We start from the raw sequence: 23,857 nt of genomic DNA on the forward strand, positions 1-23,857 counted from the left end.
CCAAAGGCTATTCGTTGCTTTTCTTCGTTGCCATGACGCGCGGATCGAAATGGTTTGCCGCCATCCATCCGCCATCGACGAACAGCGTGTGCCCGGTCACATATTCCGACAGACCCGAAGCCAGGAACAGGACGGCACCGGCCACATCGCGAGTGGTGCCGGGCCTGCCGATCGGCAGCACGCTCGATTCCATCAGCGCGCGGGAATCCGGCGTCTCCGGCAGGCGCGGGGTGGTGATGCTGCCCGGCGCTACGGCATTGGCGCGGATGCCCTGGCGTCCCCATTCCGCCGCCATGGACTTTACCAGATGCATAAGGCCAGCCTTGGCCGCGCCATAGGGTGCGTGCATGGGTGAACCGACAGCGCCGTCCACCGACCCGATGCAGATCAGCGATCCAGGCACCCCGCGCGCGATCATCGATTGCGCAACGGCGCGGCCGGTCACGAAGAAATAGCGAAGGTTCCGGGACTGATCATAATCCCATTCCTCCAGCGTCACGTCGAGCAGCGGCTTGAACAAAGCCTGTCCGACGATGGTAACCAATATGTCGAGGCCGCCCATCGCTGCTTCCGCATCGGCCACTGCCTGCTTGACCGAGGCTTCGTCCAATATGTCCGCTTCGATCGCGATGCCCGCGCGGCCCAGCGCCCGCACTTCCTTCGCGACCTGTTCGGCCCTTTCGAGCACGCTGTCGAGCACGGCGATGTCGCATCCGGCTTCCGCCAGCAGCAGGGCGCTTGCTTCGCCCATGCCGCGGCCGCCACCGACGATCAGCGCCTTCTTTCCTTCCAAACCCAACAATGACACGGTCATTTTCTCATCCTCTCAGGCCGCGTCGGCCATGAACATCTTCTTCACATCGTTCAGGCTGACCTTGAGCGACGGCGTGCGCGGCAGGGCATCGACTATGCGGATTTCCACCGGCACATGGGTAGGCGGCAATTCGGCGCGCAGATGCGCCAGCAGCGCCTGCTCATCAACTATCCCCGCGCTCTGGCTCAATTCGACCGCCGCGACCGGGACCGCGCCGAGGCGGGCGTCGGGGATGCCGACGACAGAGGCATCGACCACGGCGGGATGCTGGCGCAGCACATCGACCACGCGCTCAGGCAGGATCTTGAAGCCGCCCCGCACGATCGCGCCGTCGAACCGCCCCCGGTGAAAGACGTAGCCATCCTCGTCGATCATCACCAGATCCGTGGTGCGTACCCAGTCCGGACGGACGGACGGGCAATGGACTTCAAGAAGCCCTTCGGCACCGTGAGGCACTTCGGCTCCGCTTTCCGGATCGATGGCGCGGATCTCGACGCCCGGCATGGGCAGGCCGGTGCTGCCGCGCTTGCTGTCGCCCCTGTCCGCGCGCATCTGCGGCGTCCAGCGGACGATGGTACCGCAAAACTCCGTCGCGCCCATGCCCCAGAGGATCGGCAGATTGTAACGCTTTTCAAACCTGTCCTGCAGGTCTGGGTCCAGATAGGCCGAGCCGCCCGAGACGCTTTTCACGCTCTCCATGTCTTCCGGGGAGACGTCCGCGTCCATGATCATGGCGATCGCTGTGGGATTGAGGCCCAGCGTATCGGGCCTGTGGCGGCGCAGCGCATCAACCAGGCCATCGACGGTGAACCGCTCCATCAGCACCAGCGGCGTGTTGTTGACCGCCGCGCCCGTCAGCAGACACACGCCGCCCACGCCGCCCAAGGGCCAGATATTGATCTGCACCGAGGGAGCATTGCCGGACTCCGCACCGGGCGCGCTCATCACCGCCCGTTCCAACAGCTTGAGCGGCATCGGGATGCGCTTGGGCGTGCCGGTGGTGCCGCTCGACAGCACTTCAATGCCGCCATCAGGCAAGGCGTCGTCAAAGCTGGTCCGCGTGCACTTTTCCAGCCCCTCGACCAGCCTTGGTTCGGCATCGATGTCCGCCAGAGCAATGCCGGCACAGCCCGCTTGCTCAGCCGCCTTCCGGAAATTCGGCCAGTCCTGTTCGTCCGCGAGGATCGCCGCGGCGCCAAGGCTATCGATATTGTCGGCGATCGCAGTCGCCGGCAGGAAGGGATAGACGAAGCTGATCGACCGGCGATGCGCCAGCAATCCCACGACTGCAGCCGCATGCGCCAAGCGGTTTCGGATGATGATCCCCACCTTCGCCGATGGTGGGCAACCGGCGGCCTCCAGCTGCGCCACGACTGCTTCGCCATAGCGCGCAACGTCGCCCCAGCTGACCCAGCGGCCCTCAAGTTCGATACCGCGTTCGCTGGCATGGTCGCGCAGATTGGCGCGCAGCTGTTCGATGACGTCGTGGCTCACAGCTTTTCCTTAGTTCCGCACGCCTTCCAGCAGGCCCTTGAGGTTGGAGGACATGACCATTTCCTTTTCCGCCATGGAATAGCTGGTCAATTCATGAAGGAAGTCGAGGGGATGTTCGGTTCCTTCCGGGTGCGGATAGTCGCTGCCGAACAGTATCCGGTTCACCTGCATATGCTCCTTCAACTGCCCGAAGTCGTCCTCGATAAAGGGCGTCACGAAGACATTGCGGTGAAATTGTTCAACCGGATCATTCATGAATTTCTGCGGCATCTGCCCGTAAACATGCTTCAGCTGGTCGATCAGCGGGATGACCCACTTCGCGCCATTTTCCACGCTGACCAGCCGGACGTCGGGGAAGCGGTCGAACACTCCGCCGCAGATGATCGCGGCCACCGTATCGGAAATGGCGCGTTCAATGATCCGCAGGCAGTTGACGAACGGATCAGATTCAAACGGCAACCACTCTGCGCCGCCGGTCCACATCTCGATCAGATGGTCATAGTCCGAGTTGGAAGCGTGGATCGACACGAAGATCTTTGCTTCCTGGATACGCGCCCAGAAGGCGTCGAAATCCTTGAGCCCCATCGACCGGCCGCCGCGATAGCCCGGAACGGGGGAAGGCCGGATGCAGATGGTCCGAGCCCCTTCCTTGATCAGCCAATCGGTCTCCGCGACCGCCCGGTCCATGTCGGCAAGTGAAACGACCGGCACGCCGAACAGACGGTTCTCGCGCGCGAAACCCCATTCCTCGCTGGTCCACTGGTTGAGCGCATGCAGGGCGTCGTGCAAGAACTCATGATCATAGCTCATCCACTTTTCAATGACCGAAAAGAGGGTGGGGAACATGAGCGCGGCATGCACATTATGGCCATCCAGTACCGCCAGACGCTCCTTGCCGGTGCGCCAGGATTCCGGCGGAGCGATCGGCTTGCCGGTCATCTGACGCATGGTCAGACCCTCGGGATTGTTCGCCCTGTAATAGTTGACGTGGGTGCCGGGAGCCGCAACGCGCTCGAAAGTGGGGTTCGGAATATAGTCCGAAATCTGTCCCTTGATCGCCAGACGCTTGCGGCCATCGACTTCCACGAAGCGGAAATCCTTGTGCCACTTCTTGGGCAGGTGACGGAACAGCGCGTCTTCCGGTTCATAAAAATGATTGTCCGCATCATAGACGGGAAAGGGTAGGCTGGGCGTTGTCATGGTGACGTCTCTCGATAGAAATAATGGTCTGCTTGTCGGTCAGTCCGGATGGTCCGGTCAATTGAGCGAGGCGGCTTTCCGGCTACATGGAAGCGCCGGAAACCGCGGATTTCAGGGCTTTGGTAAAGGCCGCCATGGTTGCAACGGCGGCGGCCGCTTCGGGCGATCCGGGGGCCATGAGCGGCCAGACATGGCCCATGCCCGGTGCGACGTGCAACGTCACGCGACGGTCCGCGATCGCCAGCTTTCTTGCAAAGGCAAGCGCTTCGTCCAGAAGCACTTCCGCGCTGCCGGTCAGGATCAGAGTCGATGGGAAATCGGCGGGGTCGGCATTGAGTGCTGATACTAAGGGATCATCGGGCGCATGGCCCTGAAGATAGAGTTGCGCGGAATCCAGAACCGCCGCCTTGGAAAAGAGCGGATCGCGCTCCGCATTGCGATCAAGGCTGTCGCCCTGGGCCGTCAGATCAAGCATCGGCGAGACAAGAATGGCACCCGCGGGCCGCTCACCCGCCCGCGCCGCGAGGATGCAAAGCGCGGCAGTCAGGCCGCCCCCGGCAGAGTCCCCTGCAATGACCGCAGACTGGCTGTCCTCCAGCGCGCGATAGACCGCGACGATGCTGTGCAGCGCGGCGGGAAAAGGATTTTCGGGTGCGAGCGGGTAAAAAGGCAGGATGATCCGCCGCCCGGCTTGATCGGCTATCCCCTGCGCATAAGCGATATAAGCGACAGGCGAACCCAGCCGGTATCCGCCGCCATGGAGGTAGAGGATGTCGCCCTGTGCCGGGCCGTTTTGCGGCTCAACCAGCAAGCAGCGTACGCCACCAATCAGGGCTTGCTTGGGAGCGTCTCCCTCGCCCGTGCTACCGGCAGCGCGGGCTCTTCGTTCCAGCAGCCCCGCATCTGCAGGACGACCGTCGCGCAACGGCGGCAGATACCAGGCGCCAGCGCCGGTCACAGCACGAACACCCCGCGCGCCAGCTTGCCTTCCTCAAGATCGTGGAAAGCCTGCTCGAAATCGGCCAGATCGTAGCGCTGCGTCACCAGCTCATCCAGCATCAGCTTACCCTGTCGATATTGGGCGATGTAGGACGGAATGTCACGATGCGGCCGCGATGCGCCATAGCGCGCGCCCATGACGCCGCGATCGACAAAGGCGAGTGGGGTGAGCGACACTTCGGCGGTGGTACCCGCCGCCGTGGTGCCGACGATCACGCAATTACCGCCCCAGCCAAGGCTCGCCATGGCGTCGTTCAGCACGCGGGTATTGCCGACGCACTCGAACGACCAATCGACGCCGCTGCCATGATCTGGGTTGCCACCGGACACAATGTCCTTGATCCGCTGCGGCGTGTCCTCCTTCGACGCGTCGATGAAATCGGTTGCGCCGAACTCGCGCGCCTTCTCCTCGCGCGAAGCGAGCAGGTCGATGGCGATGATGCGGCTCGCCCCGGCCAAGCGCAGGCCCTGCAGCACGTTGAGGCCGATGCCGCCAATGCCGAACACCGCTGCCGTCTCGCCCGGCTGCACGCGCGCGCGGTTGACGACAGAGCCCACGCCGGTCAGCACGCCGCAGCCCACGACGCAGGCGGTATCCAGTGGCACTGTAGGGTCAATCTTCACCGCCTGATTGGACTTCACCACCGTCTTTTCGACAAAGGTGGATGTCGCCGCGAAGCTGGAGACGGGCTCCCCATTGCGCATGAAGGGTTGGGAGCGGTTGCCGTAAGACTGGCGGCAATGAGTCGGCCTGCCGCTTTCACAAGGACCGCAACGGCCGCAATTGGCAAGGGTGTGGAGAGCGACATGGTCGCCGACCGCCAGATCGGTGACTCCTGGACCGAGCTTTTCGATCACCCCCGCCCCTTCATGGCCCAACACAGCAGGCGCAGGCCAATCGATCGTGCCGTTGATGACGGAGATATCGGAATGGCAGATGCCGCTGGCAGCGATGCGCACCAGCACTTCGCCCGCCTCCGGCTCGCGCACCTCCACATCCTCGACATAGCGGATCTTGCCGGGACCTTCGTAGATCAGCGCACGCATTCAGCTTCTCCCAATATATTCTTATCTTGCGTCGATGCGGCCCGGCAGTAACGGCCGACCGCCTCACCCAGCATAGCGATGCGGGACAACGACAAGGGCCGGTCGAACCCGAAGAGCGACAAGGTGCACAGCACCGCGCCATCGGGGCCGAAGACCGGGGCAGAGATCATATCGACCGCATGAAGGCGATCGGCCTGCCCCTCGATCATCAGATAATCCTCGCCCATCTGCCCGATCAGCTCGGCCGCGCGCTTTTGCCGGTCGTCGGCGAGGGGTTCCTCGGCCATGTCGAGTACCGCACGACCAGCCGCCACCTGCTCAGGGCTGCGCCGCATCACCGCGTAGCCGCGCTGGCGCACCATCGCGAGCGACTGGCGCAGGCGGTCCTGCTCGATCGGTCCTGCCGCCTTGCCGAGCCAGTCGTCCACTTCCCGGCTGTCCGCCCAAGCGAGGAATGGCGTGCCGAGCGGCGGGATAAGCGGCACGCGCTGCCCGATCCGCAACCCGGGGAGCCGCCCCGGTCCTTCCGACGCCAGGGCGATCAACCGGTCCCCCAGCCGCGCGGTCAGCAGGCTGTCCAGATCTAGGTCGGCAGACATACGGGCGATCTGGTCGCGTGCCGCTGCGACCACAGGATGGCACTGGAGCGCGGCATGGCCGATTGCGATGAGCGCAGGGCCAAGCCTGTAAGCCCGCCCCCTCTCCTGCCGGACGAGATAGCCGTCGCGCGTCATTGCGCCGAGCAGTGCGTGGCAGGACGCCGGATTCAGGTCGAGGTGTCGCACCAACTCCGTCAGCGAATAGCCCCGCATCGGGTCCGCCGCCATGAAATTCAAAATGTCGATGGCGCGCGATGCGGCCAATGCGGGGCGAGGCACGGCTATTCCCTCAACTGAGTTCCAGATCGTCCCAGTTCACCACCGTGCACATGCGGTGATAATCGGGGCTGAGCCAGGGCGCATTGACCTGAAGGCGGCGATGTTCGCGGTTCACATAATAATTCTTCTCGATGCCGCCCTCTGGCGTCATCTGCAGCCAGTTCTGCGCCTCTTCGTCGAGTTCGCGGTTATAGCGTTCGAACGCCTCCCGCTTCACATCGACGCGGCCTTTGCCTTCTTTCAACATGCGCATCATGCACTGAGCAGCGAAGCTGGCCCAGATCAGCCACCATTGCGGCAGGCCGGTGCCGCCGGTCAGCGGTTGCGAGTTGGGGCCGTAAAGCATGAATAAATTAGGGAATTGCGGCACCATCATCGACAGATAGGCGCGGGGGCCGTCGCCTGCGTCCCATGTGTCGTGGAGGTCCTGGCCTTCCTGGCCCTTATAGCGGGCGGGCCAGAGATATTTAAGCACGTCGAAGCCGGTTGCGGCGATGACGATATCGAAGTCGCGTTCGGCGCCGTCCGCCATCACGAAGCCGGTCCTGGTGAAGCGTCCCACCGATCCGGTCAGCAGTTCCACATTGTCGCGGGTGAGCGCGCGATACCAGCCATTATCGACCACGGGGCGGCGCGACATGGGGGCATAATCGGGGATCAGTTTTTCGATGAGATCCTCGCGCCCGCCGGTTTCCTGCCGGATATAGTTAGTGAGGAAGGCGCGCATGTCGTCATTCGCCTTGCTGACCTGACCACCCTGGGCCTGCCATTCCCGATCGACGCGCTGCAGCCGGTCGATATCGAACAGGGGAGCGGTCGCGGCGTAGCGCGCCCAGTTCCAGTAGCCGGGCATATTCTCATAGAGCCAAGCCAGCTCGGGTTCGATCGGGGAGCCATATTTCTCGCGCGGGCTGATCCATTGCGGGGTGCGCTGCACGACAGTGACATGCCCCGCCTTTTCCGCGACGGCGCTCAACAGCTGCACACCGGTCGATCCATTGCCGATGATGGCGACGCGCTTGCCGGTCAGGTCCAGATCCTGCGGCCAGGCGGAGGGATGGACGATCTGGCCGCCAAAGTCATGGACGCCTTCGATATCGGGAAGCTGCGCATTGGCGAAGGTGCCGCAGGCGGTGATGATGACATTGGCTTCGATCTGCTCGGCGCCGGCGGGCGTATCAACGTCGATCGTCCAGATGTTGCGGGCAGCGTCGAAGGATGCGCCCTTTACGTCATGGTTGAAGCGGCTGTTCGCCATCACGCCATATTTGCGCGACACATGCTGGAGATAGGCGCGCACCTCCTCGCCCCGGTTAAAATGCTCCGACCAGGGATAGAGCTTTTCGAAGCTATATTCATAGGTGATAGACGGCGTGTCGACGCGCACATCGGGATAGCGGTTGATCGTCCAGGTGCCGCCCGCTTCGGGTTGACGCTCCAACAGGATATAGGGGAGGCCAAGCAGCTCGCACTGCACACCTGCCACGATGCCTGCCGGGCCGCTGCCGATGATGACGACGCGGAAGTTGTCCGGAATGTCGGGCTTCCCTGACTGCCACTGGACGGCGCAGGGGAAGGGGCGGAAGGCGGGAAGGTCACGGCGCGCCTCGAACTCGACTTCGGTCATCTCAAGGCCGGTGATCATGGTCATCAGCTTGCGCAGTTCGGCTTCGGGCGGTTCGGGCAGCTCCGCGCTGCCCGCATTGTCGATGAGCCAGTCCGTCGCGCGATTGATCAGCAGCGCCTTCTGCTCAGGGCTCATGCGCGCCGAGGGCGGCAGGGCGGCAATCTCTTCATCGCCGCTATTCTGGTAAAGGGTGACGCGCAGCGCATTCGGCTCCGCCAATTCGACCGCACGCCGAATATAGTCCGTGTCGATAGCTTTTGCCGCCGTAGCCATCAGTTACTCCATGATTGAGCGCGACGTGAGAAGAGTCGCGGCCTTTGTTGTTTTTTGCAATATCGAATTTTTAATGGTGCTCGGCATAGATTTGGCCTGTTTCCACAATGGCGGAACAGGAGAGAAGCGCCCTTCGACATTTGGCTGAGACAAGTGGCTCAGCCAAACAGGGCGAACGGAGGTTAGAATAAACGCGCTTAATAACCCAGGAAGCGCGGCGGGCGGCGTTCCATGAAGGCTTTGCCTGCTTCGCTGGCGTCGTGGGTCAGCAGGCTGATCTGGGCGTTAGCGACCGCTTCCTGCGCCATGGTTTCGTCGAGCGTGCCAGCCGCCGCGGCGTTGAGGTTGCGTTTCATCGCGGCGTAGGCGGCAGTTGGTCCGCTTGCCAGCTTGGCTGCAAGGGTCGCGCATTCGGCATCCAGTGCCTCATCGTCGGTAAGGTGGGTGATGAGCCCTGCGGCCAGCGCTTCTTCGCCGGTCATCGGGTCGTCGAGAAGGAACATCTCGCGTGCTTTCGCTGCGCCGAGCAATTGAGTCAGGAAGAAGCTGCCGCCCGGATCGCCGCAGCGTCCGGCGCTGGCGAAGGCGAGCTTGAACTTCGCCGTCCGCGACGCGACGCGCAGGTCGCAGGCAGCCGCCATGACCAGCCCGCTGCCCGCCACCGGCCCACGGATGCAGGCGATGGTGGGCTTTGGCATGCGGTGGAGCAACAGCGGGATTTCGGCATGCAGCGTCATGCGCGCGGCCGCCTCGTCCGGACGCATCGGCTCCGCCCGTTCCTCCTTGCCGTCGCCCGACAGGTCATAACCGGCGCAAAAGCCCCGCCCTGCCCCGGCAAGCACGACGCAGCGGATCGACGGATCAGTCGACCAGGCGCGCAGCGTCAGCGCGATTTCGTCCAGCATGGCTTCCGTGACGGCGTTGAGGCGATCCGGCCGGTTCAGCGTCAGCGTCGCAACGCCATCCCCAATTTGCGTCAGGATGCTCATGCGTGCGACTTCACCTTGTCCATGCCGGCCACGATGAACTCGCCAGTCTGGCCATAAGCGGACGCATGGCCGAGTTGATGAATGTCGAAGCAGCTTTGCAACGCCGCGCTCTGACCCATGATGTCCAGCGTCTGGTTGACGGCGCGCTTGGCCATGGCGAGCGCATGGGGGTGCATCTGCGCGATTTCGCGGGCGAGCGCGAGCGCCTCTGCATCCAGGTCGGCGCGCGGCACGACCCGGTTCACCATGCCGCGCCGTTCCGCCTCAATCGCGCTGATCGGCTTAGCGGTGAAGAGCATCTCCTTCGCCTTGCGCGGGCCAAGTTCCCATGTGTGACCATGATATTCGACGCCGCCGATGCCCATCAGCACGACCGGATCGGAAAAGCGTGCATCGTCCGCCGCGATGATGAGATCGCACGGCCAGGCGAGCAACAGGCCGCCCGCGATGCACGCGCCCTGCACCGCCGCTATCGAGGGCTTGGGAATGTCGCGCCAGCGCTTTGAATAACCGAGATAATATTTTGCTTCCCATTCATGGATGCCGAGCAGGCCGCGTTCGGGTATCGTTTCGCGGATTCGGTTGAAGGACCCGTCCCGAAAGGCTTCCGGACTGACGTCATGACCGGCGGAGAAATGCTTGCCCTCTGCGCGCAGCAGGATGACGCGGACGGACTCGTCCTCGGCCGCTTTCTCCCATGCTTCGTTCAGCTGATGCAGGAAGGGTTCATTCTGCGCGTTCGCCCGGTCGGCGCGATCCAGCGTGATCGTGGCGACGCGGTCCTCGACCGCATAACGGATAAATTGTGCCATTAGATAAAGTCTCCTGCACCGCTGGTTGCGCGCAATCCGCGCGGCGGACATCCGTTACCCCCGCCCTTCCGCGTGACCGGAAGCACTGCGCCGCCAAATTGACATCGCTACCTGCAGGATGGCCAAGCATGGGAGCGCGAACAAGGTGGAAATATAGATGGACCTCGAACTGAACGAACAGCAGGTGATGATGCAGGAAGCGGCGCTCCGCTTTTTCGATCGGGAAGAGGTGGTGAATGCCGCGCGAGCGTCCAGGGGCGGGGCCGACGCGGCGCTCTGGCGCGAAGCGGCTGACATGGGCTTTGTGGCGATGCGCGCGCCCGAGGGCAAGGGCGGCCTGGGCATGGGCCTGATGGAAGCCGCGCTGATCTGTGAGGCGGCGGGCCGGGGCGCGGCCCCCATTCCCATCGCGGACGGGATCGCCGCATGCGGCCTGCTGGGGGCGCTGGAGGGCCAAGCGGCGGCCGAGCTGCTTGAAGAATCGCTGAGCGCACCGATCAGCTTTGACCCGCAGCTAGGATGCGCTCAGCTGATCTGGGACGACGACGCACTCCATGCCGTTCGGCCGGATGGCAAGAAGCAGCTGATCGGCAGCGGCAATGCGGCGAGGCAGTTTTTCGAGGCGGCGCTGATCGAACGCGCGTTGCTGCGATCGGCTTGGCTGGTCGGCGCGGGCACGCGAGCGATCGAAATGGCCTCTGCCTATGCCACCGAACGCAAGCAGTTCGACCAGCCGATCGGCGCGTTCCAGGGCGTGGCCTTCCCCCTGGCCGACTCCATCACGGACATGGAAGGCGGCCGGTTACTGCTGTGGCGCAGCATCTGGGGCATTTCCCAAGGACAGGCGGATGCTGGGGCCCTGTCCGCCATGACCAGCTGGTGGACCGCGACGACCGCGCGCTCGGCCGTGCGACGCGCTTTGCGTACTTTCGGAGGCTATGGCCTGTCTGACGAATATGACATCCACCTCCACTTCCTGGCGATCGACCGGGTGGCGCTGGCGGAGGGCGATCCGGAGGATCGGCTTGTCGTGGCGGGCGATCGGCTGTGGGCGGGGGCGCGGGCCGCTTTGCCCGATGCTGGCGAAACCGGCGTGGAGATGGGCTTTACGCCCGGCGAAGAGGCCTTCGCCGCAGAGGTTCGACGCTTCCTGGAAACCGCTGTGACGCCTGAAGTGCGGGAGCAGGCAAGGGCTTCGACGGACGGCCATATCCCTGAGCTGCACCGCAAACTGGCGGCAGCGGGCCTCGCCTACCCGGATTGGCCGAAGGAGTGGGGCGGGCAGGATCGCAGCCCGACGGAAGTCACCGCCCTGGGCCGCGTGTTCGAGGAGTTCGGCATTTCCCGCATCCCGATCGGCTGCACCAATATGGGCGCACGCATGACTATGAAGTTTGGATCGCCCGAAATGAAGGCGGAGATATTGCCGCGCCTGGCCGACGGATCGGCGCTTGGCTGCCTGGGCTTCACCGAGCCGGGTTCGGGATCGGACATGTATGCGGCGCGCACGCGCGCCGTTCGCGATGGCGATGACTGGATCATCACCGGGCAGAAGATGTTTACGACCGGAGCGCATATCTCCGATTATATCCTGATGCTGGCGCGCACCGATCCGGACGCGCCCAAGCATAAGGGAATCACGATCTTCTTCTTTCCCATGGACCTGCCCGGCATCACCACCCAGCCCGTCGATACGCTGCAGGACGAACGGACCAACATCACTTTTTACGACGAGGTGCGGGTGCCGGACCGTTACCGGCTGGGCGAGGTCAATGGCGGCCTGAAGGTCATGGCAGCGGCAATGGAGATCGAGCATGGCGGCGAAGGCTATCATATCTATCATCACAGCCTGATGCAGGCGGCGGTGGATTGGGCGAGCAACGCCGATGCGAAGGGTGTGCGCCCCATCGACAAGGCGGCGGTGCGGGCGCGGCTAGCGCGCGCGCGAACGCATATGGAGATCGCGGACCTGATGTGCCGCCGCGTCACATGGGCGATCGAGGCAGGGCGAATGAACCGCTCGATCGGACCGATGGCGAAGATGTTCGCGACCGAAATCTACATGGAGGATGCGGGCGACCTGGCGGCTCTGGCAGCGCCGGGCACGCTACGGCATGAAACGCCTGCGCTGGCGAAGATCGAGGAATCCTATCGCCAGTCGATCGGCCAGACCATCTATGGCGGCACCAGCGAAGTGCATCGCGGGATCATCGCGCAGCATCATCTGGGCCTCCCACGAGCGTAAGGCGCAGGCTTCCATATGCGCGGAAAGTTGCTCGCACACATTGATCCTGCGGGCCAGCGGCCGATCCTGCTCGGCGATGCGCGGGACAGGATTCGGCAAAGGAGAGCGATGACAAATCAAGTTCCGCTGACGGCGCCCGATGCCTTTCCAGCCGTGGCGGCCGATGGCCCCGCCGCAGTCGACGGATCGATGAAGCGCCGGCGCACCGCGATGCTGCTGATGCTCGCCTTCATCTACAGCCTCAATTATCTCGACCGGCAGATCGTCATCATCCTGCAGGAGCCGATCAAGGCCGATTTCCGGCTGGCGGATTGGGAGCTGGGCCTGCTGACGGGCGGGGCGTTCGGGCTCTTCTATACGGCGATGGGAATTCCGATCGCCCATGTCATCGATCGCGGCGTCAACCGGGTGCGGCTGATCGCACTGTTCACGGCGAGCTGGAGCGTCATGACGGCGCTGTGCGGCCTGACGCGCAGCTTCACCCAGTTCTTCGGTGCGCGCATGGGCGTCGGCCTAGCCGAAGCGGGCTTTGCGCCTGCCGCCCATTCGCTGATTTCCGATCTTTATCCGCCCCGCGAGCGACCTGCGGCGGCGGGCCTGTTCGCGATCGGCGTGCCTGTCGGGGTAATGGCTGGCCTGTCGATCGGCGGCGTCGTGGCGCAGGCGACCGACTGGCGCACAGCGCTGCTGCTCGCGGGTCTGCCGGGCATAGTGATGGCCATCATCTTTCCGCTTGTCGCGCGCGAACCGGCGCACGGCGGCACAGAAGAGACGCACCATGACAGGCGCGAGGATCAGCCGCCTGCGAACTTCCTCCAGGGGCTGCGTATACTCGGCCGGCGACGCGCCTTCGTGCATGTGATCGCGGGCAGCGCCGCCATCGCCTTCGCGCAGACGGGCATATCCGCGTGGATGCCATCCTTCCTCATCCGCAATTATGGCATGAACCTGGCGCAGGTCGGCCTTAGCCTAGGGCTGCTCTCCGGCTTGTGCGGCGCGCTCGGCACATGGGCGGGCGGATGGCAGGGGACGCGCCTCAGCCGGTCGGGCCTGCATATGGCCCTATGGTTGCCGATCGCGGGCGTTCTGCTGTGTGGGCCGCTCTACATCGTCGCGCTGCTGATGGGGAGTGGGCAGAGCGCGCTGCTGATGCTGATCCCTGCCATCATCCTGGGCGCGCTGTGGACCGCGCCGTCGATCGCGCTGACGCAAAGCCTGGCGCCCGTCGCTATGCGTGCGCGGGCGAGCGCAGTCTATATCGTCGCCGCCAACCTGATCGGCGTGTCGATGGGGCCGCTGATGACGGGTTTGCTGAGCGACTGGTTCGCGCAGCTGCGGGGCGACAACGCGGCCATGGGGCTGCGCGACGCGATGATGAGCATCACGGTGCTGTTCCCGTTGGGTGCATGGCATTGGGCGTTGGCGGCGCGCTTGCTCCGGCGGGAAGCGGCAGCGGCGGGTACGGGAGCCTGAGATCGTCATGCCGCGGGCTGTGATCATCGGATCGGGCAATATCGGCAGCGCCGTTGCGGGACGGCTGAAGGCGATTGGCTACGACGTTGTCATGGCCAATTCGCGCGGGCCGTCTTCGCTCACCGACCATGCGCGGCGGCTGGGCATCACGCCGGGAACGCTGGAGGATGCGGCAGGCGCGGCGGACTTCGTGCTGATCGCTATTCCGCAGCATGCCGTCGCGAAGCTGCCGCCCCGGCTGTTCGCGCGCACCAGTACGGAGACGGTGGTACTAGACGCGGGCAATTATTATCCCCGGCTCCGCGACGGAACGATCGCAGAGATCGATGCGGGGATGCCGGACAGCCAGTGGGTCGAACAGCAGATCGGCCGTCCGGTGATCAAGATGTTCAACACCATCCATGCAGGCCGCATCGCCGACGCGCACCGGCCCCCTGGCGCGCCAGACCGCATCTGCCTGCCGGTCGCAGGTGATGACGTGGCGGCGAAGGCGCGGGCGGTCGCCTTGGCGGACCTGATCGGCTTCGATGGCATCGATGCCGGGCCGCTCGCTCAGTCGTGGCGGCAGCAGCCCGGCATGCCGGTTTTTTGCACGCATGTGCCGACGGCCAAAGCAACAGCCGCGCTCGCACAGGCACGGCATGATGCGGTAGAAGCAAAGCGGCAGGAAGCGCTAGACCGGGCGCGGCGCTGGTCGCGCGATGGCGCGGACGTCGGCCGACTGCCGGCAGGCTGAATCAATCATCGGGGCAGCGGCCCCGCGTGAAATTGAAACAGGAGATGGACATGGCAGTGGGAAACGCAAAGAAGCAGGTGACAAAAGACATGGGCGGCGGTGATACGCGCCCTGTAAAGCCGCTCGAATTTGATGGTCCGTTGCCTAAGCCTACCACCGACCGGGACCAGATCAGGGCGGACCTGGATCGTGCCGGTTACGCCATCGCAGCAGAGGTGTTCACCAAGGCAAAGGCGCGCGAGATGCGGGACTTCCTGGCTGCGGAGATCGCGCGCGATGAAGCCATCGACGAGGAGCGGGTACGCCGTTTCTATACCGACAATGACGACCTTAACCGCCGCATGTCCGGGTCGCAGCTGGTAAACCGCCATGCGTTCTTCCGCGACATTCTAGAACATGAACTGCCGTTGCAGATCACCAAGGAATTGTTGGGGCCGCAGACGCTGAACGAATCCTATCTAGTGCACAGCTATGGCGCGAACGTCACGCGGCCCGGCAGCGCTCAGCAAGGCATCCATCGCGACCGCAGCGGCGCCGTGCCTCTGGTCGCCGGGGCGGCGCAGACCCGCTTCATCTGGTGCCTGGATGACTTCGTCGAGGAAAATGGCGCGACCCGCGTGGTGCCGGGCAGTCATCGCGATACCGAACCGCAATCCTGGACCGTGCAATATGAATCGGTCCCCGCCGAAGCCCCCGCCGGGTCAGTGCTGATCTATACCGACCTGCTGCTGCACGGCACCGGGGCCAATGTCTCGTCCAATCTGGAACGTGCAGGAGTCATCATCGGCTACTGCCCGCCCTGGTGGAAGCCGATGATCAACTTCCCGATGACGACCAATCCCGAAGTGATGAAGGGTTCTTCCAAGGTGCTGCGCCAGTTGATGGGCTATAGCTCGGTCTCGGTGGGATTCGACGAGCCTTGGACCTACGCGCCCGAGGCCGTGAAGGAACTGGTCGTGCCGCCCGAAATGGAGTGGTGAGGGTGCAGAGCACAGGAATGTCTGATCATGTCGCAGGACCGGCATGGACCTGCAACTGACGGGAAAGCGCGCGCTGGTGACCGGATCGAGTTCCGGCATCGGCGCGGGCATCGCGGCCGAACTGGCGCAGGAGGGTGCGCTGGTCGTCGTCCATGGCCGTCATGAAGGCCGGGCAGAGGCCGTCGCTCGCGCCATTCGGGACGGCGGCGGGACTGCCGCAGTGGCGATCGGCGACCTTTCGAGCGACGTGGGGGCTGACGCCGTCGCGGCTGCGGCGCTTGCCGCCTTTGGCGGCATCGACATATTGGTGAACAATGCCGGTGGCCGATCAGGTGGCGACGGCGCTGCGGACTGGATGAGCGCGTCCGCCCAGGATTGGGCGGATACCTACCAGAAAAATACCATCGCGACGCTGCGCATGATCCACCGCCTTGCGCCCGCGATGAAGGAACGGGGCTGGGGCCGGTTGATCCAGTTCGCGTCCTCCGCCGCCAATTCGCCCAGCTCCGCTGTCCCGCATTATGCGGCGTCCAAGGCCGCGATCATCAACCTGACGGTCGGACTTTCCAAGGCGTTCGCAAATAGCGGCGTCACGGCGAACACGGTGAGTCCGGGCATGATCGCGACGCCGTCGGTGGATGAGTGGTTCGAGCAGATCGCGGCTGAAAAAGGCTGGAGCGGCCCCGACGCAGCGAAGCAGGCCGAAGCCTGGGCGATGGAGCATATCGTTCACCAGACCGTCTCACGCGTAGGCCGCGTCCGTGAGATAGCGGCGCTGACAGCATTCCTCTGCAGCCCGCTTGCAGATTTCATCAATGGCGCAAATTTTCGCAGCGACGGCGGCCGGTCGCCCGCCATCAATTGAAGTTTAGGCACAGGAATATCACGCTTTTTATCTCGGCTATCAGCTCCCCTGCCCTCAAACCTGGACGAGCCCTGTCACGATTTCCAAGGGCATTGGCGGCCTGGCTGGATATTCGCCCATCCAGCCTTAAGCCATTGGATCAGGCGGGCATTGACGGTAGGAGCCGCGAAGTTCAGGATTATTGCTGCTCATGCCCTCTTCCCCGCCTATCGCCCGCGTGGTGGCCGTCCTCAATTTCCTTGGCGGTCATGCGGAGCAAGCCTTCACGCTCACTGAAATCGCCAAGTCGCTACGGATCAGCGGCGCGACTTGCCACAGCCTGTTGGGCGCGCTGGCCGAGGAGGGCTATGTCTATCGCACAGCGGCCAAATCCTATGTCATCGGCCCGGCTGTCAGCCGCATCGCCCAACCGCGTTTGACGATACAGGCGCTGATGCAGGTCGTGCGGCCGGAAATGCGCCTGCTTGCCGATGAGTTCGATGTCGTCTGTTCCGCATCCTTCCTGAAGGGCGAGGATGTCATCGTCCATGAACGCGCGGCTTCCGTTTCGAACATCACCTGGAACGCCAACGCGCGGTCAGCGCACAAGGCGACCGCTCCTGCTGGCAATGTCTTCATGGCTTGGAGCAACGGGGAGATGGTTGAACGCTGGCTTGATGGCGCGGCGCCCCCTCTTGACGCACAGGGTCGGAAAGCAGCGCTCCGGACGCTGGAATTCTTACGCCTTAAAGGCTTCACCTTCGGCGTGCGGCTTGCTCCGCTCGACAGCCCGGAAAGCGCGTTGGCGCTGCAGAGCCGCCGCGATATGACCGATTATTCGGCACCCGAGTTGAAGCCGAGTGCGAGCTACAATCTCGCCTTCATCTCCGCTCCCATATTCGGCCGGGGCGAGGAGGTCGCGTTCAGCTTGAACCTGCTGGGTTTTAGTCAGCCGGCGAAGGGCAAGGACGTCATGGTGATGGGCGAAAGACTGCGCGAAGCCTGTGCCCGCATCAGCGCCTTCATTGCGGGGCGCGAACTGCTCGGGATCGACGCTCCCGCCACTGCAGCCCTCTAACAGAATTAGAGCACAGACTCGGCGATGCCGAAGCATGCCGCGCGCGGGCCGCTGCGCCAATTCCGGCTATCCGGCAAAGCGCGTGCCATACTATAATCTTTCTTCAAAATACGGAATTATCATTCGGCAATAAGCTGAATGTTTCCGGTTAGGTCATGACAGAACAGATATTCGATCTCATCATCACTGGCGGTCTCGTCATTGACGGGACCGGCCTGCCGCGCCGCCGCGTGGACATCGGAGTGAAGGACGGGCGCGTCGCTGCCTTTGGCCACCTGAAGGGCGCTGCCTCACGGCGGCAGATCGACGCCAGCGGAATGATCGTCGCGCCGGGCATCGTCGATCCACACACCCATTATGATCCGCAGATCACCTTCGATCCTTACGCCACCATGTCCTGCTTCCATGGCGTGACGACGGTACTCGCGGGCAATTGCGGCTTTTCCGCTGCGCCGGTTCGCAGCGGTGATCGCGAATTCCTGACCGATATTTTCGCCAGCGTCGAGGACATGAATCCCATCGCCCTCTCAGGCGTGCCCTGGGACAATTTCGAGACTTTTCCCGAATATCTCGCTTCGCTGGAAGGGAATCTGGGCGTCAATTTCGCCTGCTATGTCGGACATTCCAACGTCCGCCGCTGGGTCATGGGCGAAGGCGCCTATGATCGCGATGCGACAGTGGAGGAAGTCGCCGCCATGCAGGCGGTTGTCGATGAAGCGATCAAGGCCGGTGCAGCGGGCCTCTCCTCCTCCGCTGCGCCGACACATCTTGATATCAAGGGGCGGCCGGTTCCTTCGCGTAGGGCGAGCCGGGAGGAACTGCTGGCTCTTTGCGCCGTCGCGGGCAAGGCGCGCCCCGGCACCATCTGCTATCTGCCCGCCAGCGCAATCGGCGGCATGACGCAGGAGGATTATGACCTGCTGCTGGAAATGGGAGCGGCGTCGGGCCTGCCTATCATCATCCAGGGGATCGGCGGGCGCAGCAAGGTGGATGTTCCCACCGCAGGATGGGAGGCTGCCTCGCGCTTCCTGGATGAGGCGACCGCGCGCGGCACGCCGGTCTATTCCCTGCTGATGAGCCGCCCATTCGACCGTACGGTCGAAATCGGCCCGAACAATGTTCATTATAAAGCCTGTTTCGCGTTCAATGAGTTGCTGAACCTGCCCGAAGACGAGCGGCGGGCTGCGCTGCACGACACTCTCTGGCGCGATCGGGTGCGCCACGCGGTCGAAAATTGCAACCGCGACCCGGCGAAGGGCACTACCCTGCCCGCTCCGCAATGGCGCGACGTGTATGTGGTTCAGGTCGCCGAGGAAAGGAACCGATCGGTCGAGCGCAAGTCCATCGCCGCCTTGGCGGAAGAATGGCGTGTCGCGCCGATGGACGCGATGCTGGATCTGGCCCTGGACGAGGACCTGCGTACCAGCTTCCGCTGGCGCACCGAAAGCCCCGAATGGGCCGCAGCGGTCGATGTGGCGCAGGGGCATCCCAATATGATCGTGGGTGTATCAGATGGCGGCGCGCACCTGCACAAGGACGATGGCGCGGACTGGAGTTCCTATTTCCTGCGATCCTGGGTTCTGGACCGCAGGCGCTGGACGCTGGAGGAAGGCATTCGCCAGATCACGCAGGTCCCTGCCTGCATGCTGGGCTTTGCCGATCGCGGAACGCTGCGCGTCGGCGGCTGGGCCGACATCATGATCTTCGACCCCGAAACGATCGGCCCTTGGCGCAAGGAGTTCATCCACGACCTGCCGGGCGGCATCGGCCGCTGGAAGGCGCTGGGCACGGGGATCAAGGCGACGATCGTCAATGGCGAGCCAATCGTGCTGAATGGTGAATTGACGGGCGCGATGCCCGGCCATGTGGTGGCGCCGGGCGCTGCACTGGACCCGGCCTGAGCCGCTGGAGGAAAGATCATGATCGAAGTGAAGAAGCTGACCGGGACGATCGGTGCGGAAATCAGAGGCGTGGACCTGTCGGGCGAATTGCCGCCCCAAACCGTCGCCGCGATCGAGGACGCCCTGTTTGACAATTATGTCGTGTTTTTCCGTGATCAGAAGCCGTTGTCGGAAGAAGAGCATATGCGCGCCGGGCGTTATTTCGGCACGCTCGACATTTCGGAAATCCAGCCTAAGCCATCGGCTAACCGCGAAGTGCTGTGGATGGAAAGCGATTCCGCCAAGGGAAAGGGCGCTGAATATTGGCACCGCGATCGCACCTATCTGGAAGCGCCGCCGATGGGATCGATCCTGCAATGTATGGTGAAGCCGGAAATAGGCGGCGACACATGCTGGACCAGTTCGGTCGCCGCCTATGATGCGCTGTCCCAGCCCATCCGCAAGCTGATCGACGGCCTTAGCGCGCTTCATTCGATCCGGCCGCTGGCGGCGCGCAGCGAACCGATCCGGGAGGCCCTTGGCGAGAAGCTACACAGTTTCCCAACCGCCATCCACCCATTGGTCGAAGTCCATCCGGTGAGCGGGCGCAAGGCGCTGAATGTCAATGCCAATTGGACCACGGAGATAGTCGGCGTCTCTCGGGAGGAGAGCCGCATGCTTCTCGACTTCCTGCTCAACCATGTGAAGCGTCCAGAATTCCAGGTGCGTTTTTCCTGGAATGTTGGTGACGTCGCCTTCTGGGACAATCGCTCGACCCAACATTGCGCCATCGCTGATTATGACACGCGCCGTGTGATGAAGCGCGTCGCCCTGGCGGGTCACGCGCCTCAAGGGCCATCTGCAGCAGCTATTTGATGAGAAGCTTCCGCTCCGCACTGGCGGATTCCTTTTGCAAGCCGCTTGCGCTCTACCCACCGTCCGGCCATCCCTGCAGGGCTGCGGCATCGCCGTTGCCAACTAGCTAAGGAAAGAGGAATGCTGCCAAGCGAAGAGCGGCCTGCGCGCCCGGCCTATGCCCTGTATATTCTATTGCTGCTGCTGGCGATCAACGCGCTCAGCTATGCGGACCGGCATGTGTTCTCGGTGCTGATCCCTTCGATCAAGGCGGAATTCGGGGCGACCGATTCGCTATTGGGCCTTATCGGCGGTCCTGGCTTCATCGTGAGCTATGTGCTCTTCAGCATGCCGCTTGCCAGAGTGGCCGACCGCTGGTCGCGCCGGGGCGTGCTAACATTGTCGGCAACGCTGTGGAGCGCTGCGACAGCCGCTTGTGGCGCTGCGGGCAGCATGGCGCAGTTGGCTGTATCCCGGCTGATCGTGGGCATCGGTGAGGCAGGCGGCTTGCCACCGGCGCAGTCTCTGCTGGCCGACCTCTATGACGAGCGGCGCCGGTCGGGGGCGATGGGCGTCCTGTCATCGGCGACCTATGTCGGCGTCGTGCTCGGCCTGACTGGCGGAGCGGCAGTCGGAGCGCTGTGGGGTTGGCGTTGGGCCTTCTACGCCCTTGCAATCCCTGGTTTCCCCTTGGCGCTGCTTCTCTGGTTGACGGGCCCGCGCCGCGTGAGGGCCGCCAAGACGGTCCAATCGGCGCCCAGTGAAAGTTTGTGGGCATCGGCTCGCCGTTTCTGGGCCATCCCCTCGCTGCGCCTCCTCGCGCTGGGCGTCGGCACATTCAATATCTTCGGCTATGCTGCGGCTATTTGGAAACCGGCCTTCTTCATGCGATCACACGGCATGACCATGGTCGAAGCTGGCTCGTGGCTCGGCGTGGGCGCGGCCATCGGCGGCATCACCGGCAGCATGTTGAGCGGCTTCATTGTCGATCGCCTGCGCGCGCGCGGGGAAATTTGGCAGCTGCGGGTTCCCGCCATCGCCTTCCTGCTGGCCTTCCCGCTCTTCATGTTCATGTATCTGCTGCCCGGCGGCGCGGCCGTCCATATTGGCGATTTCCGCATCCCCGGTGTTGCACTGCTTTCAATCCTGACAGGCATGATGTCGGCGATGTGGGCCGGCCCCGCATTTGGCGCGGCGGCTCGCCTGGTCCTGCCCGAACAAAGGGCGCAGGCGACCGCGATGCTCGTGGTTATCATCAATGTGATCGGCAGTGCGCTCGGACCAGTGCTGGGCGGCGTGGTGAGCGATCTGCTGACCGGCCGGTTCGGCGCGGAGTCGCTGCGCATCAGCCTGATGTCCATGTCGATCCTGACGGTGCTGGGGGGATGGCTCTTCTGGCGCGCTGCGAGCCATTATCCAAGCGACCTTGCGCGAGCGGCCCGGCCGCAAGCCGACGTCGACGCTTATGATGGCAGGGTTGGGGGAGCGAAGCTTAAGGAGGCTTAAGTCAGCGTCTCATCGCCCTTCTTCCATTCTGGAGAAGAAGAGCCCTTCGACAAGCTCAGGGCGAACGGGGGGTAAGCTAGTCCCATTGCTCAGATTAGGGGAGCGGCACAGCGGGGCAGAAATGGGGGCGAGCCGCTTGGGCCCGCCCCGGCCGCATCAAGCCTTACCGGCTTCTTCCTTGACGATTTCGAGGAACAGCGGCCGTTCGCCGCCGCCATGCACTTCGAGCTTCGCGCCGCTGATATAAGCCGCGGCGGGCGAACCCAGGAACACCACCGCTTCGGCAATGTCGCTGCCCCGGCCCATACGGCCGAGCGGCAGCGATGCGGCAATGCGCTCTTGCGCCGCCCGCGTGCCGTAAGTCATCTCCGCCGTCTCCGTTTCGATGAGGCCGACGATGATCGCGTTCACGCGTACTTCCGGTCCCCATTCCTGCGCCAGACTGGTGGTGAGGCTGAGCAGTCCGGCCTTTGCCGCGCCGTAAATCGCCGTATCGGGCGAAGGCCGAGCTCCCGATACGCTGGCGATGTTGACGATGGAGCCGCTCGCCGCCTTCAGATACGGATAAGCCGCCTGCGCGACATGCAGCGGAGCGAGCAGGTTCAGTTGCAGGATACGTTCGGAAAAGCGGGGGCTGGCGGTGGCCGCCTCCGCTTGCGGCGATCCCCCGGCATTGTTGACGACCAAGTCGATCCGGCCATGACGCGCCACTAACGCCTCGATCCAGCCAGCCACGGCTGCGGGATCACGAATGTCGCACGCCTCGAACTCGGCCGTCCGCCCGTCGACGCCGATCGGCTCCTCTGGCGCAGTGCGTCCGCATGTCGCAACCGCATAGCCTTCCGCCAGCAGCCGCCGCACGATCGCCGCGCCGATTCCGCGCGTGCCGCCCGTGACGATCGCTACCTTGCCCACACCCGTCTCGCCCACAGCCCAATCCTCTCTTTCATGAATGCGCAGCGAGGCGCATCACCACAGAAACGCTCCATACTCAATCCATCCTGTAGTTCGCCAGCCATTATGCAGTCATCATTGCAGAATGTTACGCAGATCGGGTATAGGTAGGCAGAACAAGCACAAAATTGCGTCACCATATGGAGAGGTTCATGGCCTACACCCTGCAGCAACTGAGCGACTTAGAAGACATTCGCACCCTGAAACACCGTTATTTCCGGGGCATCGACACTGCCAATATCGAATTGCTGAGCGGCCTGTTCACTGAAGACCTTAGCGTCGATTATCGCGGCGGTACGTACCGGGTTCGCTTGCAAGGGCGCGACAACATGCTGAATTTCCTTGCCAACAGCTTCCATTCAGACGCGGTCGCCATGCATCATGGCCATATGCCGGAAATCACCCTGACCGGCGAGGACAGCGCAGAAGGCCTATGGTATCTGGAGGATATCTTCATCAACTTGGAAATGCGCAGCCACACGATTGGCAGCGCCATCTATCGCGACATCTACCGGCGCGAAGACGGTGTGTGGAAAATCGCCAGCACCGAATATGATCGCGTGTTCGAAATGATCCGGCCGCTCGCTGCTGCCGCACAGATTACGTCCCATCATCTTGCAAAGGCCGGCCGCAAACCCGAAGAACGCGGTGACATCAGCCATCTGATCGAATGGGTAGCCGCCTGACGCGTCGGAAGGGGGCCATATGAACGAACGAGAGACCGCCGATCGGCTGGCCATAAATGAGCTGTTGGCCCGATATTGCCATGCGATCGATCAGCACCGGTGGAAGGACCTGCGCGCCCTGTTCGCAGATGATGCGCAGGTCGATTTCACGGCCTTCGGAGGTCCAAAGGGCGGCGCGGATATGCTGATCGCCTTTCTACGGCCTGTGGTGGAGGGGCTGACAGGCAGTTACCATTCGACCGCCAGCATCATGTGCAACCTCGATGGAGACAGCGCGTCGGTCCGTTCGGCGGCGCATGTCGTGATGACAGCCAAAGGGTCGGACGGGAGCGAGCAGAACAATCATATCGGCCTCTGGTACGAGGACGAACTGACGCGCACCGCTGCCGGATGGCGTTTTGCCCGACGAACGCAGAAGCGGGCTTGGGTGGACGCCGCCGTACCCTGATGATGCTTAGACGCAACACCGGCTGCATTTTTGCAGCGG

At 63.5% G+C, this 23,857-nt stretch carries 22 protein-coding genes; 12 read left to right on the forward strand and 10 right to left on the reverse strand.

Translation table 11 applies throughout. The annotated features are described in order from the left end of the window. Positions 1-7: 7 nt before the first annotated feature. The 7 genes from ACFO3E_RS03090 to ACFO3E_RS03120 form a co-directional block, all read right to left on the reverse strand. The gene (locus ACFO3E_RS03090) at positions 8-814 is read right to left on the reverse strand and encodes an SDR family NAD(P)-dependent oxidoreductase (RefSeq protein ID WP_066530846.1); all 807 of its coding nucleotides are present in this window, start codon (positions 812-814) and stop codon (positions 8-10) included. Between the two features lie 12 nt (positions 815-826). Next, positions 827-2,308 carry a class I adenylate-forming enzyme family protein gene (locus ACFO3E_RS03095; RefSeq protein ID WP_380802434.1) on the reverse strand — a complete coding sequence of 494 codons (1,482 nt, stop codon included), beginning with the start codon at positions 2,306-2,308 and terminating at the stop codon, positions 827-829. 9 nt (positions 2,309-2,317) lie between these two features. After that, positions 2,318-3,508, reverse strand: a complete 1,191-nt coding sequence (locus tag ACFO3E_RS03100) for an amidohydrolase family protein (RefSeq protein WP_066530840.1) — start codon at positions 3,506-3,508, stop codon at positions 2,318-2,320. A gap of 82 nt (positions 3,509-3,590) precedes the next feature. Then, on the reverse strand, positions 3,591-4,466 hold the full coding sequence (locus tag ACFO3E_RS03105; RefSeq protein WP_066530837.1) for an alpha/beta hydrolase: 876 nt from the start codon (positions 4,464-4,466) through the stop codon (positions 3,591-3,593). Continuing rightward, a complete protein-coding gene (locus tag ACFO3E_RS03110; RefSeq protein WP_066530836.1) occupies positions 4,463-5,554 on the reverse strand; it encodes a Zn-dependent alcohol dehydrogenase in 1,092 nt (363 codons plus the stop codon). The genes ACFO3E_RS03105 and ACFO3E_RS03110 overlap by 4 nt, the downstream gene beginning before the upstream one ends. Then, on the reverse strand, positions 5,542-6,432 hold the full coding sequence (locus tag ACFO3E_RS03115) for an IclR family transcriptional regulator (protein ID WP_156518663.1): 891 nt from the start codon (positions 6,430-6,432) through the stop codon (positions 5,542-5,544). The genes ACFO3E_RS03110 and ACFO3E_RS03115 overlap by 13 nt, the downstream gene beginning before the upstream one ends. 10 nt (positions 6,433-6,442) lie before the next feature. Continuing rightward, positions 6,443-8,332, reverse strand: a complete 1,890-nt coding sequence (locus ACFO3E_RS03120) for a flavin-containing monooxygenase (protein WP_380802438.1) — start codon at positions 8,330-8,332, stop codon at positions 6,443-6,445. A gap of 10 nt (positions 8,333-8,342) precedes the next feature. On the opposite strand from ACFO3E_RS03120, the gene ACFO3E_RS03125 reads away from it, so the two are divergent. Then, positions 8,343-8,480, forward strand: a complete 138-nt coding sequence (locus ACFO3E_RS03125; protein WP_380802440.1) for a hypothetical protein — start codon at positions 8,343-8,345, stop codon at positions 8,478-8,480. Between the two features lie 49 nt (positions 8,481-8,529). Here the strand turns inward: ACFO3E_RS03125 and ACFO3E_RS03130 are convergent, their stop codons facing one another. Then, a complete protein-coding gene (locus ACFO3E_RS03130) occupies positions 8,530-9,321 on the reverse strand; it encodes an enoyl-CoA hydratase-related protein (RefSeq protein WP_066530828.1) in 792 nt (263 codons plus the stop codon). Next, positions 9,318-10,133 (reverse strand): enoyl-CoA hydratase, encoded by an 816-nt coding sequence (locus ACFO3E_RS03135; RefSeq protein WP_066530826.1) that lies wholly within the window; start codon positions 10,131-10,133, stop codon positions 9,318-9,320. The genes ACFO3E_RS03130 and ACFO3E_RS03135 overlap by 4 nt, the downstream gene beginning before the upstream one ends. A 157-nt stretch (positions 10,134-10,290) precedes the next feature. Here ACFO3E_RS03135 and ACFO3E_RS03140 point away from each other — a divergent pair, with 157 nt between their 5' ends. The 9 genes from ACFO3E_RS03140 (at position 10,291) to ACFO3E_RS03180 (ending at position 21,730) form a co-directional block, all read left to right on the forward strand. Then, positions 10,291-12,378, forward strand: a complete 2,088-nt coding sequence (locus ACFO3E_RS03140) for an acyl-CoA dehydrogenase (RefSeq protein ID WP_066530824.1) — start codon at positions 10,291-10,293, stop codon at positions 12,376-12,378. A gap of 108 nt (positions 12,379-12,486) precedes the next feature. Continuing rightward, positions 12,487-13,851 (forward strand): spinster family MFS transporter, encoded by a 1,365-nt coding sequence (locus ACFO3E_RS03145; protein WP_380802444.1) that lies wholly within the window; start codon positions 12,487-12,489, stop codon positions 13,849-13,851. Continuing rightward, positions 13,781-14,587, forward strand: coding sequence for an NADPH-dependent F420 reductase (locus ACFO3E_RS03150; RefSeq protein WP_380802446.1), 807 nt, complete (start codon positions 13,781-13,783; stop codon positions 14,585-14,587). Before ACFO3E_RS03145 ends, ACFO3E_RS03150 begins: the two co-directional genes overlap by 71 nt. 50 nt (positions 14,588-14,637) lie before the next feature. Beyond that, the gene (locus tag ACFO3E_RS03155) at positions 14,638-15,567 is read left to right on the forward strand and encodes a phytanoyl-CoA dioxygenase family protein (RefSeq protein WP_197486354.1); all 930 of its coding nucleotides are present in this window, start codon (positions 14,638-14,640) and stop codon (positions 15,565-15,567) included. Positions 15,568-15,610: 43 nt separating this feature from the next. Continuing rightward, the gene (locus ACFO3E_RS03160) at positions 15,611-16,432 is read left to right on the forward strand and encodes an SDR family NAD(P)-dependent oxidoreductase (protein ID WP_066530817.1); all 822 of its coding nucleotides are present in this window, start codon (positions 15,611-15,613) and stop codon (positions 16,430-16,432) included. Between the two features lie 190 nt (positions 16,433-16,622). Further along, positions 16,623-17,489 carry a helix-turn-helix domain-containing protein gene (locus tag ACFO3E_RS03165; RefSeq protein ID WP_156518657.1) on the forward strand — a complete coding sequence of 289 codons (867 nt, stop codon included), beginning with the start codon at positions 16,623-16,625 and terminating at the stop codon, positions 17,487-17,489. 155 nt (positions 17,490-17,644) lie between these two features. Next, complete coding sequence (locus tag ACFO3E_RS03170) at positions 17,645-19,390, forward strand: N-acyl-D-amino-acid deacylase family protein (protein ID WP_380802449.1); 1,746 nt, start codon at positions 17,645-17,647, stop codon at positions 19,388-19,390. Positions 19,391-19,408: 18 nt separating this feature from the next. Then, the gene (locus ACFO3E_RS03175; RefSeq protein WP_066530812.1) at positions 19,409-20,245 is read left to right on the forward strand and encodes a TauD/TfdA dioxygenase family protein; all 837 of its coding nucleotides are present in this window, start codon (positions 19,409-19,411) and stop codon (positions 20,243-20,245) included. Between the two features lie 120 nt (positions 20,246-20,365). Next, positions 20,366-21,730 carry a spinster family MFS transporter gene (locus ACFO3E_RS03180; RefSeq protein WP_380802452.1) on the forward strand — a complete coding sequence of 455 codons (1,365 nt, stop codon included), beginning with the start codon at positions 20,366-20,368 and terminating at the stop codon, positions 21,728-21,730. A 156-nt stretch (positions 21,731-21,886) separates the two neighbouring features. Here the strand turns inward: ACFO3E_RS03180 and ACFO3E_RS03185 are convergent, their stop codons facing one another. Next, entirely contained in the window at positions 21,887-22,660 is a 774-nt protein-coding gene (locus ACFO3E_RS03185; protein WP_066530807.1) for an SDR family oxidoreductase, read from the reverse strand. A 176-nt stretch (positions 22,661-22,836) separates the two neighbouring features. Between ACFO3E_RS03185 and ACFO3E_RS03190 the strand changes: the two genes are divergently transcribed. Next, the gene (locus ACFO3E_RS03190; protein ID WP_066530803.1) at positions 22,837-23,370 is read left to right on the forward strand and encodes a nuclear transport factor 2 family protein; all 534 of its coding nucleotides are present in this window, start codon (positions 22,837-22,839) and stop codon (positions 23,368-23,370) included. A 19-nt stretch (positions 23,371-23,389) separates the two neighbouring features. Beyond that, complete coding sequence (locus ACFO3E_RS03195) at positions 23,390-23,818, forward strand: nuclear transport factor 2 family protein (protein WP_066530800.1); 429 nt, start codon at positions 23,390-23,392, stop codon at positions 23,816-23,818. Positions 23,819-23,857: the final 39 nt, after the last annotated feature.

This window comes from Sphingobium tyrosinilyticum (assembly GCF_042654265.1).
Taxonomy (GTDB): Bacteria; Pseudomonadota; Alphaproteobacteria; order Sphingomonadales; family Sphingomonadaceae; genus Sphingobium; species Sphingobium tyrosinilyticum.

Coding starts and splice junctions, on each gene's coding strand:
- ACFO3E_RS03160 (WP_066530817.1), top strand. CDS start 15,611: ATGGACCTGCAACTGACGGGAAAGCGCGCGCTGGTGACCGGATCGAGT.
- ACFO3E_RS03125 (WP_380802440.1), top strand. CDS start 8,343: ATGATTGAGCGCGACGTGAGAAGAGTCGCGGCCTTTGTTGTTTTTTGC.
- ACFO3E_RS03175 (WP_066530812.1), top strand. CDS start 19,409: ATGATCGAAGTGAAGAAGCTGACCGGGACGATCGGTGCGGAAATCAGA.
- ACFO3E_RS03110 (WP_066530836.1), bottom strand. CDS start 5,554: ATGCGTGCGCTGATCTACGAAGGTCCCGGCAAGATCCGCTATGTCGAG.
- ACFO3E_RS03100 (WP_066530840.1), bottom strand. CDS start 3,508: ATGACAACGCCCAGCCTACCCTTTCCCGTCTATGATGCGGACAATCAT.
- ACFO3E_RS03140 (WP_066530824.1), top strand. CDS start 10,291: ATGGACCTCGAACTGAACGAACAGCAGGTGATGATGCAGGAAGCGGCG.
- ACFO3E_RS03120 (WP_380802438.1), bottom strand. CDS start 8,332: ATGGCTACGGCGGCAAAAGCTATCGACACGGACTATATTCGGCGTGCG.
- ACFO3E_RS03155 (WP_197486354.1), top strand. CDS start 14,638: ATGGCAGTGGGAAACGCAAAGAAGCAGGTGACAAAAGACATGGGCGGC.
- ACFO3E_RS03165 (WP_156518657.1), top strand. CDS start 16,623: ATGCCCTCTTCCCCGCCTATCGCCCGCGTGGTGGCCGTCCTCAATTTC.
- ACFO3E_RS03130 (WP_066530828.1), bottom strand. CDS start 9,321: ATGAGCATCCTGACGCAAATTGGGGATGGCGTTGCGACGCTGACGCTG.
- ACFO3E_RS03135 (WP_066530826.1), bottom strand. CDS start 10,133: ATGGCACAATTTATCCGTTATGCGGTCGAGGACCGCGTCGCCACGATC.
- ACFO3E_RS03145 (WP_380802444.1), top strand. CDS start 12,487: ATGACAAATCAAGTTCCGCTGACGGCGCCCGATGCCTTTCCAGCCGTG.
- ACFO3E_RS03190 (WP_066530803.1), top strand. CDS start 22,837: ATGGCCTACACCCTGCAGCAACTGAGCGACTTAGAAGACATTCGCACC.
- ACFO3E_RS03180 (WP_380802452.1), top strand. CDS start 20,366: ATGCTGCCAAGCGAAGAGCGGCCTGCGCGCCCGGCCTATGCCCTGTAT.
- ACFO3E_RS03170 (WP_380802449.1), top strand. CDS start 17,645: ATGACAGAACAGATATTCGATCTCATCATCACTGGCGGTCTCGTCATT.
- ACFO3E_RS03090 (WP_066530846.1), bottom strand. CDS start 814: ATGACCGTGTCATTGTTGGGTTTGGAAGGAAAGAAGGCGCTGATCGTC.
- ACFO3E_RS03195 (WP_066530800.1), top strand. CDS start 23,390: ATGAACGAACGAGAGACCGCCGATCGGCTGGCCATAAATGAGCTGTTG.